This window comes from Curtobacterium sp. MCPF17_046 (assembly GCF_003224295.1).
Lineage (GTDB): Bacteria > Actinomycetota > Actinomycetes > Actinomycetales > Microbacteriaceae > Curtobacterium.
Genome location: NZ_QKLB01000006.1, coordinates 170,517 through 196,447, shown reverse-complemented (window position 1 = coordinate 196,447; position 25,931 = coordinate 170,517). Strand labels below are relative to the sequence as shown.

Below are 25,931 nucleotides of genomic sequence, written 5' to 3'. Positions count from 1 at the left end.
GAGATGTCTCGTGGGCTCGGAGATGTGTATAAGAGACAGCGTCGCACCCCCGCGCCCGGATGGCTCCCTGCTCGGTCCTGACAATCGGCCTCGACCGCGATCACGCCGGCGAGCGAGTCTCCTCCTGGCCGTTCAGCAATCCGGTGCTCCTCGGGGAGGGCTGGTCGATAGCCGACACAGGAGGTCGCTTCGCCGTTCGGGTCCCTGAGCACGCCGCAATCGGCAACACCGCCCGGCCGTCATCGCCGAAGACGGCACCCTGATCGGCTGGCAGTCCGTCAGCGTCGCGGCAGGCGACGGCAACACATCAGCCGGATCGCTGGCCTACACGGGGCCGACTTCCACGGAGGCCGGATTCTTCTCTGTGGTGTGCTCCTCATCGGACTGGTGCCGGCATCATCCTCCCTGGGCGCCCACGCCGTAGGGCGAGCGCCACACGTTGAGAGGTCCTGGAACGGGCAGGCTGCAGCCTCCTCGTTCCTGCCCTCGGCTCGTCCGCGGAGCGGTCAACACGCCGATGCGGGCCCTACTTGCCGGCCAAGCGGGTGCCGCCCAAGTCGCTCGCGATGCTCAGCTGCCCACGCGGCGCTTCGCTGAATCGACCGAGTTCACCAACACCATGGATTTCCTCGCGGACGCCGCCGACCGCTACATCACCGGGGTGTCGCTCGACGTCGCAGGAGGAGCACGTCGACATCGGGTCGTAGGACGAGAGAGCTCGGGTGTGACCACCGGACCATTGACGGCGCAACCCCGATGGCGGCCGAGCACCGTCGCAGCACTGCTAGGCGTGACCGGTGACAACCACCCGGAACTTCGTGCGCTGCTTTGACCGACGAGCGCCACTCCGACCGCGATCGGAACCTATGGCACCGGCGTGATGCTGCTCACATCGCGGATAGTGACCTTGGATCAGGTGTTGCTACCAAAAGTGACACAATCCGCGGCTCAGAGACAGGATCTGGACGCGCCCGTCAACTGCGGCTATGGCTGATGCTTGGTTCAACCGAGGCGACCGACGGAAGCATCCGGCACACCGTGCGGTGGCGCTCGCAGGCCTGGACATCAGCCCCGCCCGCATGGGCAAAACGTCGTCAGCACGGACAAGTTAAACCGGGGGTTCACGACACGGGTCCAAGCTCCGCGCGGGTCCCGGACGGTATTCTTCAACGCCCGTTGTAAGGAGACTCCGGTACCCAGCTCTCGCGGGGCTGCAGGTGGATCGTCCAGTACTCATCGCCGATGAGGTTCGGATCAAACGGGGTCCCGTACTCGACGGCTCCGTTGATGGTGATGCTGGCGACGTGGATGTTGTCGTCCGCTAGATCGCCCGCGAGTATCGTCGCCGCCGCGCGCAGGGCGGCCTTGCCGAGAGACGCTGACGCGTAGGCCCCGGAGGGGTAGTCCGCGAGGCCTCCGCCGGTGTAGAGGATGGTGCCGCCGCCAGCAGCACGCAGGTGAGGTGCGGCGACCTGGGCGGTGACGACGGCGGAGACCACGTTGACGTTGTTTGCCAGCCTCAGGCGCTCGCTGTCGATGGTCAGCAGGGGTTCGGCCGAGCCGGAAACGGCGTTGTAGACGACGACGCCGGGTGATCCGACTCCGGCGTAGAGCGATCGCAAGACTGCTTCATATTCAGGGACGTCGGAAGCATCAGCGGTCACGACATGCACCTGCGCCCCGAGGCCTTCGAGCTCTTCTGCGAGCACGGTGAGCGGCTCTGTACGGCGGGCGACGAGGGTGATGCGGAACCCTTCGCGGGCAAAACGTCGTGCAGTTCCGGCACCGATGCCAGGGCCAGCCCCGATGACCAGAAGGTGACGAGGGTCCGCTGCGAGCGTCGAGTTTCCTGTTGATTCCATGATCAGGGTCCCTAATGTTTAGGTCGGTAGCAAAGTCTCAGGTCCAGCTGTCTGGAACTTCCTGAGACTGATGGGTGTGTCGAGGGCGGCCAAGGCTAAGGCACGAGCACGATCTTCCCTGCAACGTGGCCGGCCTGGCTCCTCTTGTAGGCGTCGACGATCTCGTCCATTGCGTAAGTCGCGGCGATCGGAAGTTTCAACTTGCCCTCGACGATGAGATCGGCGACGTAGCGCAAGCTTCGTGCTCTATTCGCCGGCGACACGGTGTCGTGCGCTCCACGGCTGGTGGCGCTGCGGTCCGCGATGGTGACGACTCGGGTGGGATCGCCGGTAAGGGCCATGAGTTCAGGCAACGAGCCCTTGCCGGCAGTGTCGACAGCGAACTGCACTCCACCGGGTGATAGCTCCCGTGCTCTTTCAGCGATGCCCTCGCCGTAGGTCAACGGCACAGCTCCGATTGCGCGAAGCAGATCGTGATTACGGGGTGCTGCTGTCCCCAACACGGTTACCCCGCGCGTGACCGCGATCTGAGTGACCATCAAACCCACGCCGCCCGCGGCTCCGTCCACCAAAAGGGCGTTCCCCGGCTTCAGGGGAAGCAGGTCAATGACTCGAACCGCGGTCTCGGCGACGACGTTCAATGCGCCTGCCACTTCCCAGGCGAGGTCTGCAGGCTTCGCCGCCCACTCTTCGAGCAGCGCATACTCGGCGACACTTCCGCCCACCGACTGCCCGAAAACGGCGTCACCGACGATTACGTCCTCGACACCGTCGCCGACCTCATCGATCACCCCGGCGACGTCGAACCCAGGAATAGCCGTGCCGTTGAGCGGGATGCCGCCGGACATGGAACCCGCGACTGCTTTCCAGTCAACCGGGTTGACCCCGGCGGCACGTACCTGCACACGCACTTGTCCCGGCCCTGCGTGAGGCTCCTCCACGTCGGCCGAGAACAAGACCTCGGGGCTTCCGTACTCGGTGTACACCATTGCATGCAAGAGCATTCCTTCTTCCGGGTCTATCGAAAACAGGGCCGCGGAAAAGCGGCGAAGTAAGCACACGGCGACCCACGGGGCACACCGCAGCACGAAGTGAGCGTGTTGCGGCTCGGTTCTCCGCCCGGCCATCTCGATGGCACGGAAAGAGGAGCGACTGTGCAGAGTCGTCAGTCGTCAGAGACGGTAATCGTCACGTCGACGTTGCCGCGGGTGGCGTTGGAGTAGGGGCAGACCTGGTGGGCGGCTTCTGCGAGTGCCTGCGCCTGCTCGGCGGGGACTCCGGGGATGGTGACCTCGAGGAGGACGGCGAGTCCGAAGCCGCCGCTCTCGTTGTTCCCGATGGAGACTCGGGCGCCGACGGACGAGCCGCTGACGTCTACCTTCTGTGCGCGGGCAATGCCCTGCAGCGCGGAGTGGAAGCACGCGGAGTAGCCGGCGGCGAAAAGCTGCTCGGGGTTTGCTCCGTCACCGGATCCGCCCATTTCCTTCGGAACGGCGAGATCGAGATTGATGCGGCCGTCAGCGGTAGCGACGTGACCGTTGCGTCCCGCGCCGGTCGAGAGAGCTTCGGTCGTGTAGACAGCGTCCATGAGATTCAGCTTCCTGTTGGTGAGGCGGGGGGCGTGCGATGAAAAGGTGACTTTCTTGAAGTCTTCGGAGCCCGGCCGCAGTCGGGATCACGATGAGGTCGTAGGACGCGTCGGTCGAGGTGATGACTGACCAGCAGTCGCCGAATGCGTGTTCTCGGCTTGGCCTTGGTAGTGACCACAAGCGGAGCACACCGCGGTGAGTGAGACCGCGACGGCGCTCACGCTCACGTGTGCCGGGCCGTCAGCGTCGGGCGGCGAGGGAGTCCAACGCGGTGATCTCGGCACTGGTGAGGTGTAGAGCTCTCGATGAAGCGGAGGGCGTACGTGCCCGGGTAGGCGGACTGCGCAGCCTCTGTCGGTGCTGCGCAGTCCGCCCTGCTAGAACTACACCCAGTCGACGCTGATGCCTTCGGGAAGTCGCGAGCCGAAGCCTCCGGTGGGAAGGATCTCGGTGATGCGTGCGAGGTCGGCGTCGGTGAGGGCGAGGTCGGCGGCGCCGACATTCTCTTCGACGCGATTCGCACTGCGGGTACCGGGGATCGGCACGATGTTCTCGCCCTGCGCAAGGAGCCAGGCGAGAGCGAGCTGAGCGACGGTCGCGTTCTTGGAGGCGGCGAGTTCGGTGAGCTGACGGGTGGCTTCGACATTCTTCTCGAAGTTGCCGGGCTGCCAGCGGGCATCACCGCGGCGCATGTCAGTTTCGTCGTACTCGGCTGCCGGCTTCGCGGTACCGGTGAGGAACCCGCGTCCGAGGGGCGAGTAGGGCACGAAGCCGATACCCAGTTCGTTGAGGACCGGGAACAGCACCTCAACGTCCCGCTCGAACAGGGAGTATTCGGTCTGGAGAACCGAGACGGGCTGCACGGCGTGAGCACGGCGCATGGTGTCGGGTCCAGCTTCGCTGAGACCGAAGTACTTCACCTTGCCCGCGTCGATGAACTCCTTCACGGTCCCAGCAACGTCCTCGATGGGGACGGTGGGGTCCACACGGTGCTGGTAGAGCACGTCGATGTGGTCCATGCCGAGGTTGCGGAGGCTGTTCTCGACGACCTCGCGGATGTGTTCAGGGCGGCTGTTGTAGCCGTAGTCGGGTGCGGTGAACCCGAACTTCGTGGCGATGACGACTTCATCGCGGAAGTCCTTCACTGCACGGCCGACGATCTTCTCGTTCTCGCCCCAGCCATACAGCTCGGCCGTGTCGAAGAACGTGACGCCGAGGTCGTGTGCCTTCTGGATCGCGGCGACGCCTTCGTGCTCCTCGCCGGGCCCGTAGGCCATGGAGATTCCCATCGATCCATAGCCGATGGCTGACGTGGTGAGGCCCTGCTGGCCGAGCGTGCGTGTCTGCATGAGTTGCCTTCCTGTTTCGATCGTGATGCTGTTCGAGTGGTCCGTGAGAGGACGGAACGGGTTCAGTGCGAGAGGAGAATGGTCTTGCCGGTGCTGCTGTTACTCGCGTGGACGTCTGCGATGTCCTCGAGGCGCCGGCGGTTCTCAACCCACACGCGCAGCCGTCCCGCGTCGACCTCGGCGGAGAGGTGAGCGAGCTGATCTGCGTCGGCGTGGGTACTCATACCGACAGCAACCACCTTCTTCGCGTTGTCCTGCTCGACCGGCGCCGACGCTGAGACAATGCGGCCCCCGGCCTTGACCAGAGTGAGCAATTCGGTGAAGTCGGTTGGGGCGAAGTTGACGATGAGGTCGACCTCGCCATCGATGGCGTCGCGGAGAGCGATGCCCGTGTGGTCGATGACCTGGGTGGGCCGGTAGGACGTGACCCGCTCAAGGCTGGTGGGGCTCGCGGTCGCGATGACCTCGGCGCCGATGCTCACGGCGAGTTGGATGGCGTATCCACCGACTGCACCACCGGCGCCGTTCACCAGCACCCGCTGCCCTGCCTCGAGGTGACCGTGTTCCACGAGCGCCTGCAGCGCCGTCATCCCGGCCGTCGGCAGAGCCGCCGCGTCGGCTAGCTCGATGCTCGTCGGGGCCTTCGCGAGCACGTCGACGGGAGCGACGGCGTACTCAGCGGCGGCACCTCGCACGCCAAGAGGCAGGAAGCCGATCACCGCTTCTCCTGGGGCGAAGGCATCCACTCCGTCCCCGACCGTTACCACGGTGCCAGAGAGGTCGAACCCGGGAGTCACGGGCAGTTCCAGCGGGAACACCTGCTGGAAAGCACCCTCACGGATCGTGCTGTCGGCAGGGTTGTAACCGGATGCGGCAACCTCGATCAGGACCTCACCGGGACCTGCTGTCGGCCTCGGGACGTCTTCGATTTTGAGCACCTCCGGCCCGCCGAACTCGTGGAACCGAACTGCCTTCATGGTGTCTTCCTGCGTCATGTGCCCTCCTGGGGCTGCCTCGTCAGCTGCAGCGACGCGGGAACCAGATACGCGGATCTGATTCACGTAGCACGTTCGCTGAGCTGTTTCTGAGCCGTCTGCCGGTGGGGCGTCCCCTCGGCCTCGGATGATCCTCCGTCAGTGTATGCATGTTTTGGCAGCCACTGTCACGATTGTCGCGGTATTCTCACCACATGGGCGAAAGTGGAAGCCAAGGGCTGCGGCAGCGGACGCGCGATGCGGTCCGCGGCCAGATCGCTGCGGTCGCGCTCGTGATGTTCGATGAGCAGGGGTTCGACGACACGACCGTCGATCAGATCGCGGCGGCCGTCGACATCTCACCCCGGAGCTTCTTCCGGTACTTCGCCTCAAAAGAAGACGTGGTCCTGGGCGATCCGATGGTTTACGGCGAGCCTGTCCGCCGGCGCCTCGCAGAGGGCTTGGGGACCCTGCCAGTTTGGGAAGCCTTGCGCTGGGGCTTCGAAGCCGTCATGGAGACCGTTGAGTCGGATCCCGAGTGGGCGCTGCGTGCGACAAGGGTGATGATCAGCACTCCGTCGCTCCGTGCTCGGAACACGGAAAAACACCTCGCATGGATGAGCGCCCTTGAGCCGTTGGTCGCTGATGCGCTGACCGGGGACGATGTGGATCGGCGGTATCGGGCCCGGGCCGTCACGCTGTGTGCCCTCACCTGTCTCGACGTCTCCTCGGCCGAGTGGGTAGACCGCAACGGTGCTGTGCCATCCCGGGTCCTGCTCGATCAGGCGTTCCGGCTCCTCAAACCTGCGACACTGCACGACGAGACCTCGTCGCGCAGTGTCGCAGGTCCATCTGACCGTAGGAGCGATCCGACAGGTCCTCGGTCAGACTCAGCGTGAGACCTCCACCGGGGCGTCGAGATCCAGTGCTCATCGAGGTAGTGCCGGGGCCTGATCGAATGCTGGTTGCGTCGGAACGCGAGACGCGGTGCGGGTCTGTCTCGCGCTGATGATCTGCAGATGGGTTTCATCGGTGGCGATGAGGAGACTCTGCTCCCCCGCCTCCCCCGCCTCCCACGCCTCCCACGCCGGACCGGACCGGACCGCACCGGACCGGTGCAACCTGCCGTCCCTGCGTGAGCGCCGCAAAATGCTGCGGTGTCGCGAGCAATCGGTTGCACCTGCCCGCTCACCAGCGACATAGATCAGCGTTCTTCCAGCAATGACAGGATCTCGGCGGTGGTCCCGGTCTCACCGAGTCTCGGGAAGACACGGGTCGTGCTGTACTCGTGCGCGTCGAGCGCCATGTCCGTCATGGCGTCCACGGCGAGGGTGACGTTGAACCCGTGCTCGTGCGCGTAGCGAGCAGTCGATTCGACACCGATGCTGGTCGCGATGCCGGTGAGGACGACCTGGGTCACGCCGAGACCCTTCAGGTGCTCGTCGAGGCCGGTATTGGTGAAGGCGCCCCAGGTGAACTTGGTGATGGTGTGGTCGTCCGGGTGCTGGTTCAGCTCGGGGACGAGGTCGGCCCAGTCAGCGGGGCGTTCCGCAACGGCTCCGCCCGACTGCTCGATGCGGCCCGGAGCGGAGCCACCGACGTTGACGAGGACGACCGGGAGGCCGTGGCGGCGGAACGCATCGGCGAGCTGCGCGGAACGGTCGACCACGTCGGAGGCGGGGTGCGCGGTGGGGAAGCTGACGATGCCGTTCTGCAGGTCGATGACGATCAGAGCGGTGACGGCGTCGAGAGTGGTGACAGGCATGATTCTCCTTGTGGTGGGCATCTATCGGATGCGGGATCTGGTGGTGGGCTACTCGGTGGTCCGAGCGGGTATCTGCCGGTCGAGGACCGTCAGCAGCAGGACGCCGAGACCGATGAGGACGACGGCCCAGGCGACGACGTGGAACCCGGCGTCGGTGGCTGCGGAGCCGAAGGCGATGCTCACCAAGCTCGAGGAGAAGATCGCCCCAAAGTAGGCAAACGTCCGGTACAGACCGGAGGCGACACCGATCTCGTCGGCGGGAGTCTGGACGTAGAGGACAGCTTGATTGGCGAAGCCACTGAACCCGTTGCCCACCCCGAACAGCAGTGACATCAGGAGCAGCACCCAAACGCTTGAGGTGTGCACGATGCTGAGCATCACGAATCCTGTCGCCCCGAAGGCAATCCCGCTGATGATGAGCGGCCACCGCACAACACCCCGCCCGGAGACGAGGCGGGCGATGACGATGCTGATCGCGGACATCGGCAGCAGGATCAGCCCGACCTGCGATGCCGTGTAGTGCGCAGCCCCCTCCATCCACTGACTCGTGCCGTAGAGGGCGGTGTAGAGGCCGAGGGCAACGAGGAACTGCCGAACGTATGTGCGGAACAGCCCGTGGTTCCGGCCGAGCATCCGAACGTCGATCAGGGGCGTTGCGGCTCGCCGTTCCCAGAGGATCAGGGCGGCCCCGAGGACCACGGCCACGGCGATCAGGAACCAAACCGGGCGATCAAGCTGCTGGAGGAACAGCAGGAGACTGACGACGGTCCCGGCGAAGAGCAGGATCCCGGGGACATCGATCAACGAGAACAGCGACGTCTTCCGCTGGTGGGCAGTGGGGGTGTCCTTCGGGACGCCGACGAGGGTGAGCACGAGGGCGATCAGAGCGAGCGGCACGTTGACGAAGAACAGCGCCCGCCAGCCGAAGGCTCCGGTGAGGATGCCGCCGAGCGGGAGCCCGATGACGGTGGTGACCTGCGAGGCGATGGAGAAGTTGCCGAGGACACGGCTGGGCACCCCCGTCTTCATCGCGTCCGCGCGCTGCCGGACCAGCGCCATGGCCGTCGGGAACGCAGCGGACGTTCCCACGCCGATGAGTGCGCGGGAGAGGACCAGGAAGCCGAAGGCAGGAGCGAGGGTACCGATCACGCCGGCGACGAACAGGATCGTGACACCGGAGAGGAACACTCGGCGTGCACCGAAGACCTGCGCCAGCTTCCCCATGGTGGGCTGCATGACGGCACTGCAGAGGTACAGCACGGAGACGAGCGACGCGGTGGTGGCGGGGCCCTCGTGGAAGTCGAGGCCGATCCCGACGAGTCCGGTGGCAATCAGCGAACTGTTGATCGGGTTGAGGCTCGACCCGATCAACAGCGGGCTGAGGAAGGTCCAGCCGAACGGCTTCGACGATGACGGCCGACTGGCAGCGGCGGTCATTGTGGCGACCCGGCGACGAGCGACGCGGAGTCGGGACCCATGGCCGGGTCGAGAACGCTGATGGGCATGCGGAAGTCCTCTGTGACGAAGGCGCGCTGAAGATCGGCACGTCGTTGACGTGGCGTGCGCGGGACCGTCTGTCATAAGCCGGTGGCGCCGTCGGTAACTCAAGTGAGCGGAAGGTGGTGAAGGTTCTACGGTGACTGCGCCAGGCGGCGAAGCATCGCCGTCGCGGCGGCAAGGGCCGCGGTCTCCTCGGCTGAAAGTGTCGATGTGATGGCTTGGGTGAGCCAGTCTTCTTTCTTTAAGCGACCCGTCCGGTACTGCTCGACAGCAAAGTCCGTGAGGCTCAAGATCGTCTTGCGTCCGTCACGCTCATCCGGGCGCCCACGGACGAGCCGTTGCTCTTCCAGGGCTGCGATGATCTTGCCCATCGACTGAGGCCGAATGCCCTCGAGCCGGGCTAAGGCTGAACTCGTCGTGTCACCATCGCGTTCAAGACGAGCGAGAACCGATGCTTGCGATCGTGTCACATCGCTTCCCTCAACCTGATCGCGCAAGCGCCGCACCAACGCGCCAAGCGTGGCACGGAGGTCCTCCGCGAGTTCACGCGGGTCGGTGCCATCGATCGGGTCGGCCATGTGAATATGGTAGCAGATGTGAAGCCAACTTAACACCCAGGCTCATATAGCGAGACGAGTGACAACTCACTGGCGCAGCAGGGGGACGAACTCGAGGCGGTCGGGTCCTTCGGACACCGACGACCGCCGCCGGCTGGCAGGGTGTCGACTCGACGTACCTCGTCTGCGCGGAGGACCGCAGCACCTCGCTCGAGCTGCAGCGCTTCCATGCTGCGCGCGCGCACCGATCCGCGACCCTCCCGACTGGACACCACCCGTTCATCTCACGTCCGGACCTCGTCGTCACGGAGCTCGACGCGCTTCTCAGTCCACGCTGAGACGTACCGACGTGCAATCAGACACCGCCCCATGCCACGCGCACGACTGAGGGTGCGGGAAAGCTGAAATCGGCCCCGACTCGCCCTTGCGGCTGGCGGACAGTTCTCCGGCCGCATCATCAGCGACCGCATGCACGAGGGCCGCGTCGGTCGCTCATGCCCGCGGGCACCGCGGCGGACGGCCCCGCGCGATGACTGCGGGACGGCTCACCGCCGCCCTCGAGCTGCGCGAAGGGCCGCACTCTCGAGCAGATCGCCGTGACGCTCGGCCTCAGTGCTTCGACCATTTCGCGCGCGATCGGACAAGCGCTCAATCAGCAGGTCCTCGCCGCGCGCCGCAGTCAGACCCGACGTGCCATGTGATGCGCTCGAGCACATCAATGATCACGGGTCATCTATAGACCATTGGCTACCGGACGGTCGTCGTCGTTGGCGGTGGTGGTGGTGGTGGTGGTTCGGCTTACCGGATGCCCAATGGTGGGCGGCTTCCGTCCAGCAACGCTGCTGTGCCGGCGGGGCTCAGCGTGCGGGAAGGACGACGACGTGTTTCCCGGGCCGGTGTCCGGACTCGAGGTCCTCCTGTGCTGCAGCAGCTTTCTCGAGTCCAGTGTAGACACCCGCGATGACCGGCTTCAGCGTGCCGGCCTCGATCATCCGGAGGTAGTGGCCGAAGGCGTCTGCGGGGAGGTCATCGGGACCACCGGCGTAGCTGGTGAGGCGGACACCGCTGGGGATGGTGAACGGGGAGAAGTTGGGGATTGTCCACTGCCCGTTGAGGGCGCCGACGAAGCAGACGGTGCCACCACGGCGCATGAGAGAAAGGGTGGTGGGGAGCGCGGTTGCGCTGACAAACTCGAGGGCTGCATCGAGGCCATCCGGCGCGATCGCACGGATGGCATCGGGGAGGGTGTCGTCATCGACCAGCGTGTTGTCCGCGCCCGCTTCGGTGAGTAGGCCGAACCGCTCCGGGTTCCGTGTGGTTGCGGTCACGGTGGCGCCGAGGTGGTGCGCGATCGCGATCGCCGTGAGCCCGACAGTGGAGGTGCCACCGTGGACAAGGACGTGCTCGCCGGCCCGTAGATCGAGCCCGGTGGTGATGGAACCGTGTGCGGTTTGCAGCGTTTCCGGAAGTGCGCCGACGACATCCCATCCCAGATCCGTGTCGAATGGGATCGCGTTCACGGCGGGCACGACGGTGTACTCGGCGTAGCTGCCGTCGATGGCTCGGCCGAGACCTCCCATCATCGTGGCGACCTTCTGCCCGGGGACCAGGTTGACCCCGTCGCCGACGGCGTCGACCACACCGACGCCTTCGATGCCGAGGATGCGGGGGAAGCTGAAATCGGGGCCCGACTCACCCTTGCGGCTGGTGACTTCGGACTCGTTCACACCGAAGGCCATCACCCGGATACGGACGTGTCCTGGCCTGACTGCGGGGATCGGCACCTCTGAGACGGTGAGCTCGTTGAGGGTGACGGGTCCGGTGAGGCGGATCGCGCGCATGGTGTCAGGCACGGTGGGGCTCCTGTTCAGGTGAGGTGACTGCGGTGGGGACGTCGAGGAGCGCTTTGTAGGCGCGGCGGACCATGTCTTCGTCGAGGGGGACGTCCTCGTGGAATGCGCGGTAGCTCCACCACCCCCACATCAGTGCGTCGACCGCTCGCGCCGCAGGGTCGGACAGGCGACTGCGGAGCAGGGTGAGCGATTCCTCCTGGAAGGCACGGATGAGGTCCGCGGCACGGGGGCTGCGGGCGGCGTAGTGGTACAGCTCCGTGTAGAGGTGCACGTCCGACGTGCTCGGACTCGTCGCGCCGACCGTTGCTGACACGAGCGCTTCGAGCGCAGCCTCCGCCGTCGACGCCTCCCGGAGTGGTGCCGCATATCGCGGTTCCATCTCCCCTTCCAGTGTTTGGAACGCCGTCACGATGAGACCGTCGAGGTCCGGGAAGTAGTACGTCATCGACCCCAGTGGGACTCCGGCTTGTGCTGCGATCCGCCGGTAGGACGCGGCGTGCACTCCCTCCGCGCGTATCACCGCGAGGGTGGCGTGCAGGATCCGCGTTCGTCGTTCCGGGTCGTTGGGCTTGCCCTTCCGCACCAGGTGCTCCCTCTGTCAGTCCAAGTACGTACCATCGTACATACTCTGACTTTCGCTACTTCGATCCGGGAGGACACATGCAGGCGGACTCGCTGCAGCAGTACGCCAGGGACCGGGTGGAGGAGCTCCCCGGAGCCGGCCTTGAGCATCCCTTCGGCCCGGAATGGGAAGTCTTCAAGGTGCGGGACAAGGTGTTCATGCTGCTGACCGAGGTCACCGGGGAACCGATCGTGATCGTCAAGGCAGCGCCGGAGGACGGCAAAGCGCTCCGGGAACAGCACGACGACATCACCCCCGGCTACCACATGAACAAACGGCACTGGATCACCTTGCATCCGGGCGGGAAGCTGCAGAAGCAGCTCGTCGAAGACCTGGTGACCGAGTCCTACCTGCTCGTGGTGGAGAACCTGCCACGGGCGAAGCGTCCCGTCGACCCTGCAACGTTCGGCCTGAGCACCCGGTGACGCTCCCCGGAGAGCAGTTGCAGCAGATCGCCCGCGACACCGCGGCGGCGCTCCCGCACGTCAGCGAGGGGCGCCCGTTCACGCCGCACCTGGACGTGTGGAAGGTGCGGGACAAGGTGTTCCTGATTGTCACCGAGGACGACCCGGAGTTGCAGATCATCACGGTCAAGGTGGACCCTCACCACGCAGACGCGCTCCGCCGCGACCACGACACGATCACGCCGGGACGCTACCTCGACAAGCAGCACTGGGTCTCCGTTGCCTCAGGTCCGGGTGTGACGAAGCGACTCGTCGAGGACCTTGTGCATGGTTCCTACGATCTCGCCGCTGGGCATCGAAACGAGCAGGGAACATGAACGAGCCGCCGTCCCTGTTCGAGGTGGATGACGCTTCCCGGCCGCTGGCCGACCGGTTGCGTCCCCGCACACTTGCCGATGTCGTCGGGCAAGAGCACCTGCTCGCAGAAGATGCTCCGATCGGCCGCATGGTGGCTGCGCAACGGCTGGTCTCGATGATCCTCTGGGGACCTCCGGGCTGCGGGAAGACCACCATCGCACGGCTCCTCGCTGAGCAGACGAACCTCGCGTTCGAACCACTGTCGGCCACGTTCTCCGGTGTCGCAGACCTCCGGAAGGTGTTCCAGGCAGCGCAGCGACGTCGAGAGGTCGGGCAGGGCACGTTGCTGTTCGTCGACGAGATCCACCGGTTCAACCGCGCCCAGCAGGACTCGTTCTTGCCCTACGTCGAGGACGGGACGATCGTCCTCGTCGGCGCGACCACGGAGAACCCCAGCTTCGAGCTCAACGGCGCGCTGCTGTCCCGCTGTCAGGTGTTCGTCCTGAACCGACTCGACACCGCGGCTCTCGACACCCTCATCGGACGCGCCGAGACCCTCCTGGGCGCACCCTCACCACTCGACGGTGATGCCCGCGGGGCTCTTCTCGCGATGGCTGACGGGGACGGCCGGTACCTGCTGAACATGATTGAGCAGGTGCAGGCACTGCCCGCACCGGTCGACTCGGTTGCTCTCGCCGCGGCGGTGCAGAAGCGGGCTCCGCTGTACGACAAAGCGCAGGAGGGCCACTACAACCTCATCTCCGCGCTTCACAAATCCATGCGTGGCTCCGACCCGGACGCAGCCCTGTACTGGTTGGCTCGCATGCTCGATGGCGGCGAGGATCCGCTGTTCATCGCCCGCCGCATCACCCGGTTTGCTACCGAAGACATTGGGATGGCCGATCCGGGAGCGGTGCAGCAAGCCCTCGCCGCGTGGGACGTGTACGAACGCCTCGGCTCACCCGAGGGGGAACTCGCGATCGCGCAAGCAGTGCTCTACCTCGCGACCGCACCGAAATCGGTCGGCGTGTACCGCGGCTTCACCAAAGCCCGCGCAGCGGCGAGACGCACCGGCTCCTTGATGCCGCCGGCACACATCCTCAACGCCCCGACCCGGCTCATGAAAGACCTCGGCTACGGCAAGGACTACCCAGTACGACCCCGACATCGAGACCGGTTTCTCCGGGGCGAACTACTTCCCCGACGGCATGGGCCGGCAGACCTTCTACGAACCCACCACCGGCGGGTACGAACGAGTGATCACCGAACGGCTCCGCCACTGGCAACGGCTCCGAGATGCACCCGACACCCCCAGCAAGCCCGAATCAAGGGACTCACAATGACCGACACTGCAACCGACTCCTACAGCTCCTTCACCGTCACCGACCTGGAATCGACCCGCACCTTCTACCAAGACGTACTCGGGCTGAGCGTCGAGGACCGCGACGCGATGCTCACCATCCACCTGCCAGGCGGTGGAAGCGCCGTCGCGTATGCGTCCCGCAACCACCAACCAGCACGATTCACCATCCTCAACCTCGTCACCCCCGACCTCCCGACCTCCGTCGCTGAACTCACCCGTCGCGGCGTCGACTTCGAACACTACGAAGGAACATCCGTCCAGACAGACCCGGACGGCATCTACCGCGCCAACGGCCCCTGGTTCGCCTGGTTCACCGACCCCTCCGCCAACGTTCTTGCCCTGTGCGAACGCAATCTCCGGGCCAAGAACCGCTGAGCGGACCACACCATCACACGCATCTCTTGCGGCATGAAGCGGACCCCCTTGGTTGAGCTCCTTGCCGAAGATGCGGGGCGGCGGACCTCCGACGTCGGGTCCTGACCGGAGGTGCACGCCAGAACAATCGGTCGAACCCCGAACTGGCACCAGGTCCCATCGCTGGCATGGATCGACCCGGTGACGGTCGCGCTGATCCATGCGACCCGAGCCACCGAGAATCGATACGCGCACGAGCATCCCGGCGGTGCGGTTCACCTCGATGTGAAATGCTTGGCGGATCCCGGACAGTGGCGGTGCGACTTACCTGACGCGCGCAAAAGACCGCATGTAGGAAAACGGGACGTTCCATCTTCGCCGAGGCGCTATCCAGCTGGGTTTCGCAGAGAACGGGCGCCTCCGTGTTCACGAAGTCGCCCGTTCACCGTGACGTCACGATGCCTTTCGGCATCGCCTCGCTACGAGTCAGACTTGGGCCGGCCCGGAATGTGACTCAGGATAGACTTCGTGAAACCACCGTCAACGCAGATGTCCTGCCCCGTGACGTAGCCCGCGAGCGGACTGACGAGGAACTCGATCACGTTGGCGATGTCCATGGGATCCCCAATTCGGCCCAATGGGATGATCCCCTCGCGAGCCTTCTTGATGTCAGGATCGAGGTACATCTTCTCGGTCATGCTGGTGCGAGTCATCCCCGGGGATACCACGTTCACACGGACCCCGTCGGGCGCCCACTCAAGCGCAAACGTCTGCGCAAGCAGTGTCAGCGCAGCCTTCGTCGGACTGTACGGTCCAGACCCGGCGTGCGGGATCTGCCCGGACATCGAAGACGTGAAGCACGCCGCACCGCGGCTCTCCTGCAGGTACGGGTAGCTCGCCTTCGCGAGGAGCCAAGCTCCGCGAAGGTTCACGTCGAACATCCGGTCCCAGTCTTCGATGGACACGTCGACCAGCGGCGCGGGGTTCGCAACTCCTGCATTGGCGACGAGTGCGTCCAGGCCACCGAAGGCGGCGATGGTGGCGGCTACGAGCTCGCCCGGCGCCTCCGGGTCGCCAAGGTCGCCGTTCAGCGCAATGGCCTCTCCGCCCATCGAACGGATCGACTCGACGACCTCTTCCTGTCGAGCGTTCGGCTCCTGCCCGGCAACTGCGATCTTCGGCTTCTCGCCCCGAGCGAGTGCTGCTTCTGCGAGCCGCAGCGAGACCGCCGCGCCAATCCCGCTGCTTCCGCCTGTGACCAAAGCTCTCATTACACATTCTCCTTGCTCGTCGTCGCAGAGGGGAGTTCCCTCTACTTCTCACACCGGGAACTGTCGATCCGGCAGCGGCCTGATGAGGCCTGGTCGATCGACTTCGCCGATCGACCTCGTCGGATCGGGCGGATACCTAGTCCCCGACGTTCCAGCCCTCACGCTCGAGTGCCCGCAGCGCCTTGTCGAACTCCGCCAAAGTGTTCTCCTCGCGGATGACCTCGAGGACGACGTTCTCCGCTCCGATCGTCGACGTCACCGCAGCGCCCAGTCCGCGCCAGTCGATGATTCCGGTACCGATGGGGTCGTGGCCCCATGTCTCCGTCCCGGTGTCCGAGATGTGCATGAGAGCGATCGACTCGTGGTTCTCCAGAAGGCCCGCGACCGGGTCTTCCCCGAAGTACGCCGCGTTGGCGACGTCGTACACGATCTTCAATGCATCGTCGTCGACTGTCCTGACGATCTTCACGAGGTCCTGAATGGTAGGAGCGAAGCAATAAGGAGTGTTCTCGAACAGCAACCGCGTTCCAGCCTGCTTTGCCAGCGGGACGAGTGTCTCGAGGCTGTCGTACATCCAGCCGTAGACGTTCTCGAGGGAAGGCGAGATCATCGGCCGCCGCGTCCCGGGAGAGATCACCACTTCCGGCACGTCCCAAGCTGCAGCGAGCTCGATGACCGAGTTGATGTGCTCGATGCTCTTCCGCCGCATGCTCGCGCCCGGGCTCGCCAGGTTGATGTCATATCCGCCGGCGTTCAGCGACCTGATAGCGGCTCCCTGGTCCGCGAACATCGTCTTGGCTGCCGTCCGCTCGGCGCTCGAGATTTCTTCCGGCCAGCAGTGCGGCGAGCTGATCGGCACCTCGAAGCGCTTGTACCCGTTGTCGACCAGCTCAGAGATTGCTTCGGTCGCACTCGCCGACCAAAGGTACGAGAAGGTGTTGATGATCATGCTGAATCCGTTCTGTTCTGCGGCGAAAGATCCGAAGCCCTCCTCGGGCCGGCCATCAGGACCGTGAGCGCTTGTTGTGCTTCGTCCCCGCGGACGTGTCGGCAATGGCGCGCTTGCCGTCGACGACGGTGATGCTGTCAGTGACAGACACGGTGCTCTGCGGGTTGCGGCTTCCGGTCTCGGGGATCGTGAAGTAGACAACCAGACAGATCGCGACGATGACGATCATGTAGACGGCGACGAGCATCGGGTGTCCGGCGCCGACGAACGCTGCAGCGATCAGTGGTGCGGTACCGCCGAAGATGGCGATGACCAACTGGTGGGCGAACCCGATACCGGAAACGCGGACCGCGGCGGGGAAGAGCTCTGCCTGAATCGTCGGGTAGACGGCCTGCCAGATCCCCAAGACCAGCCATCCGGATGCGGCGACGGCGACGTATGTGCCGAACCCGGGCACGTTCAGCAGCAGCAGGAGTGGGTAGAACAGCACGATCATGCCGATCGCGCCGATCATCGGGAAGATCTTGCGACGGCCGAGGCGGTCCGAGAGGTGCCCCGTGATCGGGACGACGATCACCAGGAGGATCAGACCGATCACGCTACCCACGAGCGTCGAGGAGAGGTCGCGGCCGGAGGTGAGATTGGCGTAGGTCGGCAAGAACGTCGCCCAGGTGTAGTAGGCCACCGTGGGCGCTGAAAGTGCAGCGGTCTGAATGATCGCCTTCGGGTGGTTGCGCAGCAGTTCCAACAGCTTCTTCGGCGCCGACTTCTGATCAACGGTGGCGCTGGCTTCGAACTCCGGAGATTCATCGGAACGGGCTCGCATGATGAGGCCGATGACACCGATGATGCCGCCGAAGATGAACGGGAACCGCCAGCCGTACGATGCGAGCGCGTCGGGGTCGAAGGCGGAGGTGACGATCGCAGCCGCGCCGGTCGCGGCGAGCGTGGCGAGCCCGCTGGCAAGGTTGGTGAAGGACCCGAAGAGGCCACGTCGCTTCGCCGGTGCGTGCTCGACGAGGTACGCGATCGCGCTCTGACCCTCACTGCCGGCGGAGATGCCCTGCAGGATCCGTGCGACGACGAACATGATCGGGGCGAGGATACCGACGCTTGCGTACGGCGGGGTCAGACCGATGATCAGCGCTCCGAGCGCCATCCCCGAGATACCGAGCGCCATGATGCGGCGGCGCCCGTACCGGTCAGCGATCGGGGAGAGGATGATGCCGGCCAGTGGCCGGACGAGGAACCCGATCGCGTACGTCAAGAAGGCCGCGATGAGGGAGGCGAACTGGGAGTGGGTCGGGAAGATCTGGGAAGAGAAAACCGCCGCGAGGAGCCCGTACAGGTACCAGTCGTACCACTCCACGAAGTGGCCGACCGTACCCGCAATGAGGTTCTTCGTGCGCCCCTTGTGCTCGAGGGGGTTTGCCTCGTCAGGCGCATTCGCGTCGGTGGCGGGTCGTGAGGTCGTCATTGAGCTCTCCTTTTGATTTTGAGCGCAGAGAAGCACGGAAGCGCCCTGCTCGGGTCGGGGAAATCTGTTGAAGGGTGGAGGGCCGCTGTTGCGGCCGACAACCAAGGGGAAGAACCTAGGCAGACAGTTCCTCGTCGGCGACGAGGTAGGCGTAGGTCGGCCAGCTGCGTGCGATCTCGGCAGCGGCAGTGAGCAGGAGCGGCGAGAAGTCAGCCATCTGGGCGCGAGTCATCCGGACGGACGGGCCGGCGATGCTGATCGTTCCCGTGGCTTCGGCTCCCCGGCCGGCACCGTAGATCGGGGCGGCGACGGCGTTGATGCCGAGGTCCATCTCCTCGAGAGTCGTCGCGTAGCCGCGGTGGCGGACTTCGTCGAGTTCAACGAGGAGCGATGCGCGGTCAAGGGGTGAGCGAGGTGTGGCGCTGAGCTGCCCCTCGCGGTCGAGGATCGCGTCGATGCGCTCCGGCGAAAGTGTGGCAAGCCAAGCTTTCCCGGATGCCGTCGCATGTGGGACCACGTCCTGGCCCATGACCGGGTCGAGCCGCAGGGATGAGTTCGAGCCCTGGGCCTTGGCGATCCATTGCAGAGAGTCGTTCGTCGCGACCGCAAGTCGGACGAGCTCCTCACACTCAGCGGCGACCGAGTCCAATGCCCGCTGCGCCCACGTGCCCACTCCGGAGGCGGACAGCTGCCGGAGCCCAAGGGCACCGAGGCTGTGCGTCGCGAAGTAGGTGGACGTCCGAGGGTCCTGGTCGACATAGCCGGAGTTGACCAGAGCGGCGAGGAGCCGGTGAGCGATCGCCTTGTTGATGCCGAGGCGATCGGCGACCTCCGAAACCCGTCGGCCCTCGGGGTGCGGGGCCAGCATCTCCAGCACGCGCATCGCGTTCGTGACGTCGTCGGCTAGCGCCATGCCTTCATCTCCTCGCCATCGTGGATCTGTAACCGCGTTACCTGTAACGCCGTTACTGAGGGTCACACGCCTGCTTCCGCGTTGTCAAGCCCGGTGGGAAGGTCGTGTTGCTAGAACTCGGCGGGCGTGCTCTGGTGGACCATCGCACGCAGCCGCGCAAAAGCCGTCGCGTCGTCATTGGCGATGACGTCGTGCTCACCGGTAGTCCAACGGCATTCGAGCGTGCCGAACCGTTCCCAGTAGGTGTCCCACTCGGCAAGCTTGGCCCGGTCACGATCGCTCCCGCGTTCGACCAAGCGTTGCCGCACGACATCCGCTGATGCTCGAACGTGGATCACCCGGATCCTCGTCGCGGGCCAAGCTGCTCTATCGGTCGATCGACGGAGAAAGTCGGGATCCCCGAGGTATGCGACGAACGGTGCGTCGATGACCACGGATTGCCCGAGTTCCAGGTTCCGTCCGGCGATGGCGAAGAGCGTCTCGTACTCCGCAGGCATGACCCGCTGCAGGTAGACCTCGTTCGATTCCCGATCGGAGGGATCCTGCCCGAACGCTTCGAGCGCGACCTGCACCAGTGGCCCGGCGAGCGTGTCCTTGTCGAGGTAGGCAGCTCCGGTCAAGGAGCTGAGGTGTTTCGACAACGTCGACTTGCCCGACCCGGCGCCGCCGAGCGTGATGTACGCGACCGGCAGCGCGTGGTCGCCGGGCGTCACCGGTCGACTCGGGCGATTGCGGCGACGAACTCTTCTGCTGCGGCCGTGACCTTGCTCATGTCACCGTCAGGCCGACCTGCCTTGGTGATGGCACTGCCGACTCCGACTGCTGCAACGCCTGCGGCGAACCAGTCACCGACGTTCGCCGTGGTCACCCCTCCGGCGGGCAGGATCGGGACCTGCGCAAGCGGCGCCAGGATCGCCTTCGTGTAGGGGATCCCGCCAGCCTCGGTCGGGAAGAGCTTGACGATGTCGGCACCTGCTTCCGCCGAGTTCAGGATCTCGGTCGGGGTGTACGCGCCGCTGATCGTGGCGATCTGGTACCGGTTCGCAACCCGGAGCATCTCAGGGTTGAGGTTCGGGCTGACGAGGAACTGGGCGCCCGCCTGGATGCTCGACCACGCGGCGTGACCGTCGAGGACGGTGCCCGCGCCGAAGATCACGTCTTCGTCAGCGAAGCGCTCGGACAGCCGCTGGATGACGGTCAGTGCGCCGGGGATCGACAGGGTGATCTCGAGCGCGCGAATGCCACCTGCGACAGCGGCTGATGCCACCTCGTAGGCCTCGTCGGCGGTGTCGAGCCGGACGATGAGGACGTTGCCGGAGTCGCGGATGGTGTTGAGGACGTCAAGTTTTTGGAACATGACACTGATGGATACACCACTTTTCCGTGGTCCGCGAGCGCAGATCGCGGAGCGTTGACACGGCGTCAAGGCGTGTGGCAGGCTTTGTTGCAATCGATCTCAGCAATCGTTCTCATTCGACTCTGACCGCCCTGCTGAGATCTGCATCGAAGCAGAGGAGCCGACGGCATGCAGCGTTCACCATCGGACACTCGGCCCTCAGCTGTCGTGCTGGGCGCTGCGCACTGGCACGCGCCGCTGTACCGGGACGGGTTGGCCCGGCGCTTCCGCGTCACTTTCGTGCAAGACGCCCGCCTCGAAGCAGCGCAGACGTTCGCCGCACCCTTGAACGTGCCGACGACGACAAGCGTCGAGGAAGCGCTGAATCGGGATCACGTTGACGTGGCATTCGTGTTCAGTCCGCACCACGAGATGCTCTCGGTCAGCCGGGAACTCCTTCGGCGAGGTATCCCCTTCGTGATCGAGAAGCCCGCTGGCACACATCTCGAGCAGCTCCTGCAGCTCGAACAGGACACTCGCCTGGCTGGTGTTGCCGCCGCCGTACCGCTCGTGCAGCGAGGTGCGCCAGTCGACACATGGCTGCGGCAGGCAGGCGACATCTACTACGAGCGGATGGCCTTCATCGCCGGGCCACCAGCGCGATACCAACGCAACGGAAACCCGTGGATGCTCGAGCCCACCCTGTCCGGCGGCGGGAGCCTGATGAACCTCGGCCCCCACTTCATCGACATGGCGATCCGTCACATCGGCCACCCCGCCGACAGCATTTGGAAGCTGTCCACCGCGATGCACGGCGAAGCAGTCGATGACCACGCGACGATGGTGCTGACCACAAGCACGGGCCGAGAAGCCATCGTCGAGGTCGGCTACGCATTCCCCGATTCGCCGCTAAAACGGTACTGCAGCTTCACCGCCGCGGGCACGAACGGATTCGCCTCCGTCGACACCACCGGCAGCGCAACCTTCACCGACAACGGCGGTACCACCACGGCCGCGACCTTCAACGTCGACAGCGACCCGTTGTACGACGTGTTCGTGAACGCTGTCGCGGACACGTTGGGGAACGGCTTCGCAGGCCTACCCACATTGGCCGAACTCGTGGCCACCATGGAGGTCATCTGGGCGCCAGATCCGACGGGAACGGTGAGCCGTGGCTGAGGTGAGCATCGATGACGTCGCGGAAGCGGCAGGTGTCCACCGTTCGACTGTGTCACGGGCATTCTCCCGACCGGAGGCGGTTCGAGCAGCAACCCGGGAGCACGTGCTGCAGGTCGCGGCAGAACTCGGCTACTCGATGAACCCGCTGGCGCAAGCCCTCCGCCGTGGCTCCAGCAACCTCGTGCCGCTGATCGTCCCGGACATCACGAACCCGTTCTTCGCCGAGTTGGCGCGATCAGCGGCAGCCGCCGCCGGAGCGCGCGGCTATCAACTGATGCTCTGCATCACCGGCGGCGACACCGGGCAGACCGCCGACTACTTGACCTCGATGCACTCCATGTACTCACCCTTCGGGGTCGTGGCCCCGTCCACCCGGGTAGACCTCGAAGCACTGCGCCGGTACGCGTTCCAGAACCGGGTTGTCGTCATCGACCGCGTCGAGGACGACCGGACCGTACCCACCGTCACGGTCGACAGCGTTCACGGCGTGGACCTCGCCTTCGAACATCTGCTCGGCCTGGGTCATACCAACATCGCGTATGCCCCTGGCATCATCGGCACCTACACCGCGCAGGACCGATGGGACGCATACCATCAGGCCGCAGCCCGACATGGCATCACGCCCGTCGTGCTGGAGGCCGCGCCCCACACCGAGCTGGGCGCCGGGATCGTGGACCACTGGATGCGCGAACCGGTCCGCCCGACCGCAGTCATCGCTTCGAACGACGTGATCGCGTTCGCCATCATCTCGGAACTCGGCACCCGCGGCATGAGCGTCCCAACCGATTTGTCCGTCATCGGCTTTGACGGTCTTGACCTCGGTGCCCACTTCAACCCCCGCCTGACCAGCGTCCGGCAACCCATCACCGACCTCGGTCGCATCGCCATCGAACTCGGCGAGACCCTCATCGCCGGCGGCCCACCGGACCACGTCGTCCTCGAGCCGTCCCTCCTCATTCGCTCCTCCACCCAGAAACTTCGCTCATGACCTCTCCCTCCCACGGCCTTCCCGGGCTGCGACATGTGGACCACGTCGCCTTCACCGTTCCCGACCTCGACGAGGCCGCGCGGCTGTTCACGGACCTGCTCGGAGCCGAAGAGCTGTACCGATCCACCCGCGGACCTGACCCCGCTGTCATGCCTGAACACTTCGGAGTCCCTGAAGACGCACATCTTGAACTGCGCATGTTCCGGCTGCCGCCCAACCTGAACGTGGAGTTGTTCCAGTGGTGGAGCGCCGACCGCTCTCCCGTGTTCCCGCGCGCGAGCGACGCTGGCGGGCACCACCTCTGTTTCGTGGTCGATGACGTCGACGACGTCGTGTCCGCCATCGCGGAGCACACCAGCGTCGAGGTACTCGGCCACCGCAAGGAAGTCGCGGGAGACAGCCCGGCTGTCGCGGGGAACCGCTGGGTCTATGCCCGGACCGACTGGGGTCTCATCCTCGAGTTCGTCGACCGGTCCCGCGTCGCCGATCCCCCTCGTCTCGTCGGCCCCGCCGATTGGACCATCACGACCACAAAGGAGGACCTCGCATGAAAATCGCAGGCCACACGCTTGGCACGCCCGACCAAACCGTTCCCGAGGCGTTGCAGCTGTTCCGGCGTGCCGGACTCGACGGGGCTGAGGTCATCTACCAGGACGACTACAAGAGCGGCTTGCCCGTCCGTGACGAAGCAGCCGCGGTAGAAGCGGCGCGCGTCGCAGATGGCGAGGGCATCCCGATCATCGGACTGACGCCCTACACCACTGCCATCAACGCCACTGACGAGACGGTCCGTCGTGAAGCGGTGGAGGAGCTGCGCTCGGCGATCGACACAGCGCAAACGGTCGGCGCGAACCGTGTCCGTGTGTACTCCGGCGCATGGCAGCCTGACCAGCAGGATCACGCCGCGCACTGGACTCAGCTCGTCCGCTCATTCGAGGAGTTGTCCGGCGCCGCGGCAGACGCCAGCGTCGTCCTCTGCGCCGAGAACCACTTCGGCACCATGACGCAGACGGCGCAGGACACCGCCAAGCTCGTCCGCGCGGTCAACTCACCATCCGTGCGAGTGCTGTACGACCAGGCGAACCTGACCTTCACCCACGACGAGGACGTCGATGCCGCATTCGCCATTCAGGGCGACCTCATCGGCCATGTGCACGTCAAGGACCTCGTGTTCAAGGACCCGAACGCCCCATTCGTGGCATCCGAGACGGCACGGGTGCACGCCGAGGAGCGGGCCGTCACCTCCCGTGTCGTCGGCGACGGCTCCCTTGCCTGGTCACGAATCCTGCGTCGCCTCCGTGAGGTCGGTTACGACGACGTGCTCTCACTCGAGTACGAGTACCGGTGGCACCCGCAAGACCTCGACGACCCGGAGACCGGCTTCCGTCGCGGTGCGGAACACCTTCGCATGTTGCTGCATCAGTTGGACCTGCAGGCGGCTGAGAACGGGGCCGACTCGTGACCGCGCTCCGTGTCGGCGTGGTCGGTGCCGGAAACATCGCGAGCATCGCGCAGCTGCCCACCCTTGTGCAACGGGACGATGTCGAGCTGCGTGCCCTGGTGTCTCGCAAGGAGGATCCGAGCGCAGTGCAGCGCCGCTGGGGTTTCGCGAGCGTCTACCGGACAGTCGACGAGATGCTCGCTGCTGAGGATCTCGATGCTGTCTTCGTCCTGACTCCGCGTTCCGAGCACGTGGCAGCGGTGGAGAGCGCTCTCCGCGCCGGCGTCGACGTCTTCTGTGAGAAGCCGCTCGCGACCTCCACCGCTGATTCGGTTCGTCTCGCGGAACTCGCCGACGAACACGACCGGATCCTGATGGTCGGCTTGAACCGTCGGTTCGCTCCGGTCTACGTTGCGGCGCGAGAGGCGTTCGGGGAGTCGGGGGCGTCGTTCTGCATCGCGCAGAAGAACCGTGCCGGCTCGGAGTACCGGGCCACGTTCGAGAACGCGATCCACATGGTGGACCTGCTCCGCTGGTTCTGCGGCGGCGACGTCGTGGAGGTCAGCAGCGCGGCAGCCGGGACGGACCCGTGGGAGGAGGACGGCACTGCCGCCCTCGTCCGGTTCTCGACCGGCAACACCGGTCTCCTCGTCGCGGCTCGCGCCGCCGGCGCCTGGGGGGAGAAGCTCGATGCGTACGGACAGATGCGGTCGGCGGAGGTCATCGCGCCCGACACCGTTGCGATCACGACGGACGGAACGCGGACGGTCCGGTCGATGAGTCCCGAGGCATTCGGATGGGCCACCGCGACCGAGACGTTCGGCTTCGCGGACGCCGTCCGGCATTTCCTGGACCGTGTACGGGACCGCCAGCAGCCGCTCACCTCCGGGTGGGAAGCAGTGAAGACCCAACAGCTCCTCGACCAGATCCTCGCGGCGGCTGGCCTGCCGACCGACGAACAGGAAGGACGGACATGGTCCAGCAAGGCAGTGCAGTGAACCCGGCCGCGGAGCCGCAGATCGCCCTGGTCACCGGCTCGAGCGGTGGTATCGGGGCCGCCGTGGTCGCCGCGCTGCAGGCTCGCGGTGACGTCGTCATCGGCGCCGACCGCGCGCCACTCGACGGACAAAGCATCGACGGCTTCTACGAGCTCGACGTCACCGACGAGCAGCAGATCGGTCAGGTCGTCCGCGACGTCGCCGCAACCCATGGCCGCATCAACGTGCTCGTCCACGCAGCAGGCGTACTCGGTGGCACCCCTGACCCACTGGTCACCACGACCGAGGAGTTCGAGCGGATCATGCGCATCAACGCCACGGGGACGTTCACGATCACACGCGACGTGGCGAACCTCATGCGCGACAGCGGCACGAAAGGCACCATCCTGCTGCTGTCGTCGGTCGCAGCGAAGGAAGCGCGCGTCGACTACCTTCCCTACAACGCCAGCAAGATCGCAGTCCTGCACATCATGTGGTCCATGGCGAAGATCCTCGGACCAAACGGCGTCTCGGTCAACGCGGTGAACCCCGGCCCAGTCAACACCCCCATGTGGTCGCAGCTTGCCGACCAAGCCGGTGCCGCACAGGCCGCTCGCGATGCTCGCGCCGCACAGTTGCCCATGCAGCGCTTCGCGGAACCGACAGAGGTCGCCAACACGATCGCGTTCCTCACCGACCCGGCCAACCGGTACATCACCGGCGTCTCACTTGATGTCGCCGGCGGAGCTCACCTCGGTATCGGGTCGTAGGACAGAGAACTCGGCGGGGCTTGCAGGGTGTGGAAGCCCCGCCGTCGGGTCGACATCCCCACGTCGACCAGCAGCGGGGGC

General features: G+C 65.5%; 26 protein-coding genes and 3 pseudogenes. 13 read left to right on the top strand and 16 right to left on the bottom strand.

Annotation, left to right across the window (positions count from 1 at the left end):
* Positions 1-1,166: 1,166 nt before the first annotated feature.
* The 5 genes from DEJ32_RS08060 to DEJ32_RS08040 all read right to left on the bottom strand — a co-directional run bounded on the left by DEJ32_RS08060 (position 1,167) and on the right by DEJ32_RS08040 (position 5,795).
* Positions 1,167-1,862: an SDR family NAD(P)-dependent oxidoreductase gene (locus tag DEJ32_RS08060; protein WP_110900886.1), complete on the bottom strand. Its 696-nt coding sequence runs from the start codon at positions 1,860-1,862 to the stop codon at positions 1,167-1,169.
* Positions 1,863-1,957: 95 nt separating this feature from the next.
* The gene (locus tag DEJ32_RS08055; protein ID WP_110900885.1) at positions 1,958-2,851 is read right to left on the bottom strand and encodes an NADP-dependent oxidoreductase; all 894 of its coding nucleotides are present in this window, start codon (positions 2,849-2,851) and stop codon (positions 1,958-1,960) included.
* 176 nt (positions 2,852-3,027) lie between these two features.
* Complete coding sequence (locus tag DEJ32_RS08050; RefSeq protein WP_110900884.1) at positions 3,028-3,450, bottom strand: organic hydroperoxide resistance protein; 423 nt, start codon at positions 3,448-3,450, stop codon at positions 3,028-3,030.
* A gap of 384 nt (positions 3,451-3,834) precedes the next feature.
* Entirely contained in the window at positions 3,835-4,800 is a 966-nt protein-coding gene (locus tag DEJ32_RS08045) for an aldo/keto reductase (protein ID WP_110900883.1), read from the bottom strand.
* A gap of 62 nt (positions 4,801-4,862) precedes the next feature.
* On the bottom strand, positions 4,863-5,795 hold the full coding sequence (locus DEJ32_RS08040; protein WP_258368935.1) for an NADP-dependent oxidoreductase: 933 nt from the start codon (positions 5,793-5,795) through the stop codon (positions 4,863-4,865).
* A 194-nt stretch (positions 5,796-5,989) separates the two neighbouring features.
* On the opposite strand from DEJ32_RS08040, the gene DEJ32_RS08035 reads away from it, so the two are divergent.
* A complete protein-coding gene (locus tag DEJ32_RS08035; RefSeq protein ID WP_110900882.1) occupies positions 5,990-6,673 on the top strand; it encodes a TetR family transcriptional regulator in 684 nt (227 codons plus the stop codon).
* Positions 6,674-6,978: 305 nt separating this feature from the next.
* On the opposite strand, the gene DEJ32_RS08030 is transcribed toward DEJ32_RS08035, so the two are convergent.
* The 3 genes from DEJ32_RS08030 to DEJ32_RS08020 all read right to left on the bottom strand — a co-directional run bounded on the left by DEJ32_RS08030 (position 6,979) and on the right by DEJ32_RS08020 (position 9,617).
* Complete coding sequence (locus DEJ32_RS08030) at positions 6,979-7,539, bottom strand: isochorismatase family protein (protein WP_110900881.1); 561 nt, start codon at positions 7,537-7,539, stop codon at positions 6,979-6,981.
* 48 nt (positions 7,540-7,587) lie between these two features.
* Positions 7,588-8,976: an MFS transporter gene (locus DEJ32_RS08025; RefSeq protein WP_110900880.1), complete on the bottom strand. Its 1,389-nt coding sequence runs from the start codon at positions 8,974-8,976 to the stop codon at positions 7,588-7,590.
* Positions 8,977-9,170: 194 nt separating this feature from the next.
* Entirely contained in the window at positions 9,171-9,617 is a 447-nt protein-coding gene (locus tag DEJ32_RS08020) for a MarR family winged helix-turn-helix transcriptional regulator (protein ID WP_110900903.1), read from the bottom strand.
* Positions 9,618-9,736: 119 nt separating this feature from the next.
* Here DEJ32_RS08020 and DEJ32_RS16655 point away from each other — a divergent pair.
* Positions 9,737-9,934, top strand: a pseudogene (locus DEJ32_RS16655) (alpha/beta hydrolase); the annotation flags it as partial.
* Between the two features lie 519 nt (positions 9,935-10,453).
* Here the strand turns inward: DEJ32_RS16655 and DEJ32_RS08010 are convergent.
* Positions 10,454-11,449 (bottom strand): zinc-binding dehydrogenase, encoded by a 996-nt coding sequence (locus DEJ32_RS08010; protein ID WP_220033003.1) that lies wholly within the window; start codon positions 11,447-11,449, stop codon positions 10,454-10,456.
* Complete coding sequence (locus DEJ32_RS08005; RefSeq protein ID WP_110900879.1) at positions 11,442-12,032, bottom strand: TetR/AcrR family transcriptional regulator; 591 nt, start codon at positions 12,030-12,032, stop codon at positions 11,442-11,444. The genes DEJ32_RS08010 and DEJ32_RS08005 overlap by 8 nt, the downstream gene beginning before the upstream one ends.
* 77 nt (positions 12,033-12,109) lie before the next feature.
* Here DEJ32_RS08005 and DEJ32_RS08000 point away from each other — a divergent pair, with 77 nt between their 5' ends.
* The 4 genes and pseudogenes from DEJ32_RS08000 to DEJ32_RS16650 all read left to right on the top strand — a co-directional run bounded on the left by DEJ32_RS08000 (position 12,110) and on the right by DEJ32_RS16650 (position 14,175).
* Complete coding sequence (locus DEJ32_RS08000; protein WP_110900878.1) at positions 12,110-12,496, top strand: MmcQ/YjbR family DNA-binding protein; 387 nt, start codon at positions 12,110-12,112, stop codon at positions 12,494-12,496.
* A gap of 17 nt (positions 12,497-12,513) precedes the next feature.
* Positions 12,514-12,852 (top strand): MmcQ/YjbR family DNA-binding protein, encoded by a 339-nt coding sequence (locus DEJ32_RS07995; protein WP_220033002.1) that lies wholly within the window; start codon positions 12,514-12,516, stop codon positions 12,850-12,852.
* Positions 12,849-13,979: pseudogene (locus DEJ32_RS07990) on the top strand (replication-associated recombination protein A); the annotation flags it as partial. The gene DEJ32_RS07995 and the pseudogene DEJ32_RS07990, both read left to right, overlap by 4 nt.
* A gap of 61 nt (positions 13,980-14,040) precedes the next feature.
* Positions 14,041-14,175 carry a hypothetical protein gene (locus tag DEJ32_RS16650; protein WP_375342314.1) on the top strand — a complete coding sequence of 45 codons (135 nt, stop codon included), beginning with the start codon at positions 14,041-14,043 and terminating at the stop codon, positions 14,173-14,175.
* An 853-nt stretch (positions 14,176-15,028) separates the two neighbouring features.
* Here DEJ32_RS16650 and DEJ32_RS07980 read toward each other — a convergent pair.
* The 6 genes from DEJ32_RS07980 to DEJ32_RS07955 form a co-directional block, all read right to left on the bottom strand.
* Positions 15,029-15,820, bottom strand: coding sequence for an SDR family NAD(P)-dependent oxidoreductase (locus DEJ32_RS07980; RefSeq protein WP_110900875.1), 792 nt, complete (start codon positions 15,818-15,820; stop codon positions 15,029-15,031).
* Positions 15,821-15,956: 136 nt separating this feature from the next.
* Entirely contained in the window at positions 15,957-16,769 is an 813-nt protein-coding gene (locus tag DEJ32_RS07975; RefSeq protein WP_110900874.1) for a sugar phosphate isomerase/epimerase, read from the bottom strand.
* A 55-nt stretch (positions 16,770-16,824) separates the two neighbouring features.
* Positions 16,825-18,282, bottom strand: a complete 1,458-nt coding sequence (locus DEJ32_RS07970) for an MFS transporter (RefSeq protein ID WP_258368933.1) — start codon at positions 18,280-18,282, stop codon at positions 16,825-16,827.
* Between the two features lie 79 nt (positions 18,283-18,361).
* Positions 18,362-19,159 (bottom strand): IclR family transcriptional regulator, encoded by a 798-nt coding sequence (locus DEJ32_RS07965; RefSeq protein ID WP_110900872.1) that lies wholly within the window; start codon positions 19,157-19,159, stop codon positions 18,362-18,364.
* Positions 19,160-19,269: 110 nt separating this feature from the next.
* Complete coding sequence (locus tag DEJ32_RS07960; protein ID WP_258368932.1) at positions 19,270-19,872, bottom strand: AAA family ATPase; 603 nt, start codon at positions 19,870-19,872, stop codon at positions 19,270-19,272.
* Positions 19,869-20,516 (bottom strand): bifunctional 4-hydroxy-2-oxoglutarate aldolase/2-dehydro-3-deoxy-phosphogluconate aldolase, encoded by a 648-nt coding sequence (locus DEJ32_RS07955; RefSeq protein WP_110900871.1) that lies wholly within the window; start codon positions 20,514-20,516, stop codon positions 19,869-19,871. Before DEJ32_RS07955 ends, DEJ32_RS07960 begins: the two co-directional genes overlap by 4 nt.
* Positions 20,517-20,684: 168 nt before the next feature.
* On the opposite strand from DEJ32_RS07955, the gene DEJ32_RS07950 reads away from it, so the two are divergent.
* From DEJ32_RS07950 to DEJ32_RS07925, 7 genes and pseudogenes are all read left to right on the top strand, one after another.
* Entirely contained in the window at positions 20,685-21,674 is a 990-nt protein-coding gene (locus DEJ32_RS07950) for a Gfo/Idh/MocA family protein (protein WP_110900870.1), read from the top strand.
* On the top strand, positions 21,667-22,662 hold the full coding sequence (locus DEJ32_RS07945; RefSeq protein ID WP_110900869.1) for a LacI family DNA-binding transcriptional regulator: 996 nt from the start codon (positions 21,667-21,669) through the stop codon (positions 22,660-22,662). The genes DEJ32_RS07950 and DEJ32_RS07945 overlap by 8 nt, the downstream gene beginning before the upstream one ends.
* On the top strand, positions 22,659-23,213 hold the full coding sequence (locus DEJ32_RS07940) for a VOC family protein (protein ID WP_110900868.1): 555 nt from the start codon (positions 22,659-22,661) through the stop codon (positions 23,211-23,213). Before DEJ32_RS07945 ends, DEJ32_RS07940 begins: the two co-directional genes overlap by 4 nt.
* The gene (locus tag DEJ32_RS07935) at positions 23,210-24,124 is read left to right on the top strand and encodes a sugar phosphate isomerase/epimerase (RefSeq protein ID WP_110900867.1); all 915 of its coding nucleotides are present in this window, start codon (positions 23,210-23,212) and stop codon (positions 24,122-24,124) included. Before DEJ32_RS07940 ends, DEJ32_RS07935 begins: the two co-directional genes overlap by 4 nt.
* A pseudogene (locus tag DEJ32_RS16475) lies at positions 24,121-24,426 on the top strand (Gfo/Idh/MocA family protein); the annotation flags it as partial. The gene DEJ32_RS07935 and the pseudogene DEJ32_RS16475, both read left to right, overlap by 4 nt.
* 51 nt (positions 24,427-24,477) lie before the next feature.
* Positions 24,478-25,101, top strand: a complete 624-nt coding sequence (locus DEJ32_RS16470) for a hypothetical protein (RefSeq protein ID WP_258368939.1) — start codon at positions 24,478-24,480, stop codon at positions 25,099-25,101.
* Complete coding sequence (locus tag DEJ32_RS07925; protein WP_110900865.1) at positions 25,077-25,850, top strand: SDR family NAD(P)-dependent oxidoreductase; 774 nt, start codon at positions 25,077-25,079, stop codon at positions 25,848-25,850. The genes DEJ32_RS16470 and DEJ32_RS07925 overlap by 25 nt, the downstream gene beginning before the upstream one ends.
* The last annotated feature ends 81 nt before the right edge of the window (positions 25,851-25,931 follow it).

Coding starts and splice junctions, on each gene's coding strand:
- DEJ32_RS08060 (WP_110900886.1), bottom strand. CDS start 1,862: ATGGAATCAACAGGAAACTCGACGCTCGCAGCGGACCCTCGTCACCTT.
- DEJ32_RS08055 (WP_110900885.1), bottom strand. CDS start 2,851: ATGGTGTACACCGAGTACGGAAGCCCCGAGGTCTTGTTCTCGGCCGAC.
- DEJ32_RS08050 (WP_110900884.1), bottom strand. CDS start 3,450: ATGGACGCTGTCTACACGACCGAAGCTCTCTCGACCGGCGCGGGACGC.
- DEJ32_RS08045 (WP_110900883.1), bottom strand. CDS start 4,800: ATGCAGACACGCACGCTCGGCCAGCAGGGCCTCACCACGTCAGCCATC.
- DEJ32_RS08040 (WP_258368935.1), bottom strand. CDS start 5,795: ATGACGCAGGAAGACACCATGAAGGCAGTTCGGTTCCACGAGTTCGGC.
- DEJ32_RS08035 (WP_110900882.1), top strand. CDS start 5,990: ATGGGCGAAAGTGGAAGCCAAGGGCTGCGGCAGCGGACGCGCGATGCG.
- DEJ32_RS08030 (WP_110900881.1), bottom strand. CDS start 7,539: ATGCCTGTCACCACTCTCGACGCCGTCACCGCTCTGATCGTCATCGAC.
- DEJ32_RS08025 (WP_110900880.1), bottom strand. CDS start 8,976: ATGACCGCCGCTGCCAGTCGGCCGTCATCGTCGAAGCCGTTCGGCTGG.
- DEJ32_RS08020 (WP_110900903.1), bottom strand. CDS start 9,617: ATGGCCGACCCGATCGATGGCACCGACCCGCGTGAACTCGCGGAGGAC.
- DEJ32_RS08000 (WP_110900878.1), top strand. CDS start 12,110: ATGCAGGCGGACTCGCTGCAGCAGTACGCCAGGGACCGGGTGGAGGAG.
- DEJ32_RS16650 (WP_375342314.1), top strand. CDS start 14,041: ATGGGCCGGCAGACCTTCTACGAACCCACCACCGGCGGGTACGAACGA.
- DEJ32_RS07980 (WP_110900875.1), bottom strand. CDS start 15,820: ATGAGAGCTTTGGTCACAGGCGGAAGCAGCGGGATTGGCGCGGCGGTC.
- DEJ32_RS07975 (WP_110900874.1), bottom strand. CDS start 16,769: ATGATCATCAACACCTTCTCGTACCTTTGGTCGGCGAGTGCGACCGAA.
- DEJ32_RS07965 (WP_110900872.1), bottom strand. CDS start 19,159: ATGGCGCTAGCCGACGACGTCACGAACGCGATGCGCGTGCTGGAGATG.
- DEJ32_RS07955 (WP_110900871.1), bottom strand. CDS start 20,516: ATGTTCCAAAAACTTGACGTCCTCAACACCATCCGCGACTCCGGCAAC.
- DEJ32_RS07950 (WP_110900870.1), top strand. CDS start 20,685: ATGCAGCGTTCACCATCGGACACTCGGCCCTCAGCTGTCGTGCTGGGC.
- DEJ32_RS07940 (WP_110900868.1), top strand. CDS start 22,659: ATGACCTCTCCCTCCCACGGCCTTCCCGGGCTGCGACATGTGGACCAC.
- DEJ32_RS07935 (WP_110900867.1), top strand. CDS start 23,210: ATGAAAATCGCAGGCCACACGCTTGGCACGCCCGACCAAACCGTTCCC.
- DEJ32_RS16470 (WP_258368939.1), top strand. CDS start 24,478: ATGGTCGGCTTGAACCGTCGGTTCGCTCCGGTCTACGTTGCGGCGCGA.
- DEJ32_RS07925 (WP_110900865.1), top strand. CDS start 25,077: ATGGTCCAGCAAGGCAGTGCAGTGAACCCGGCCGCGGAGCCGCAGATC.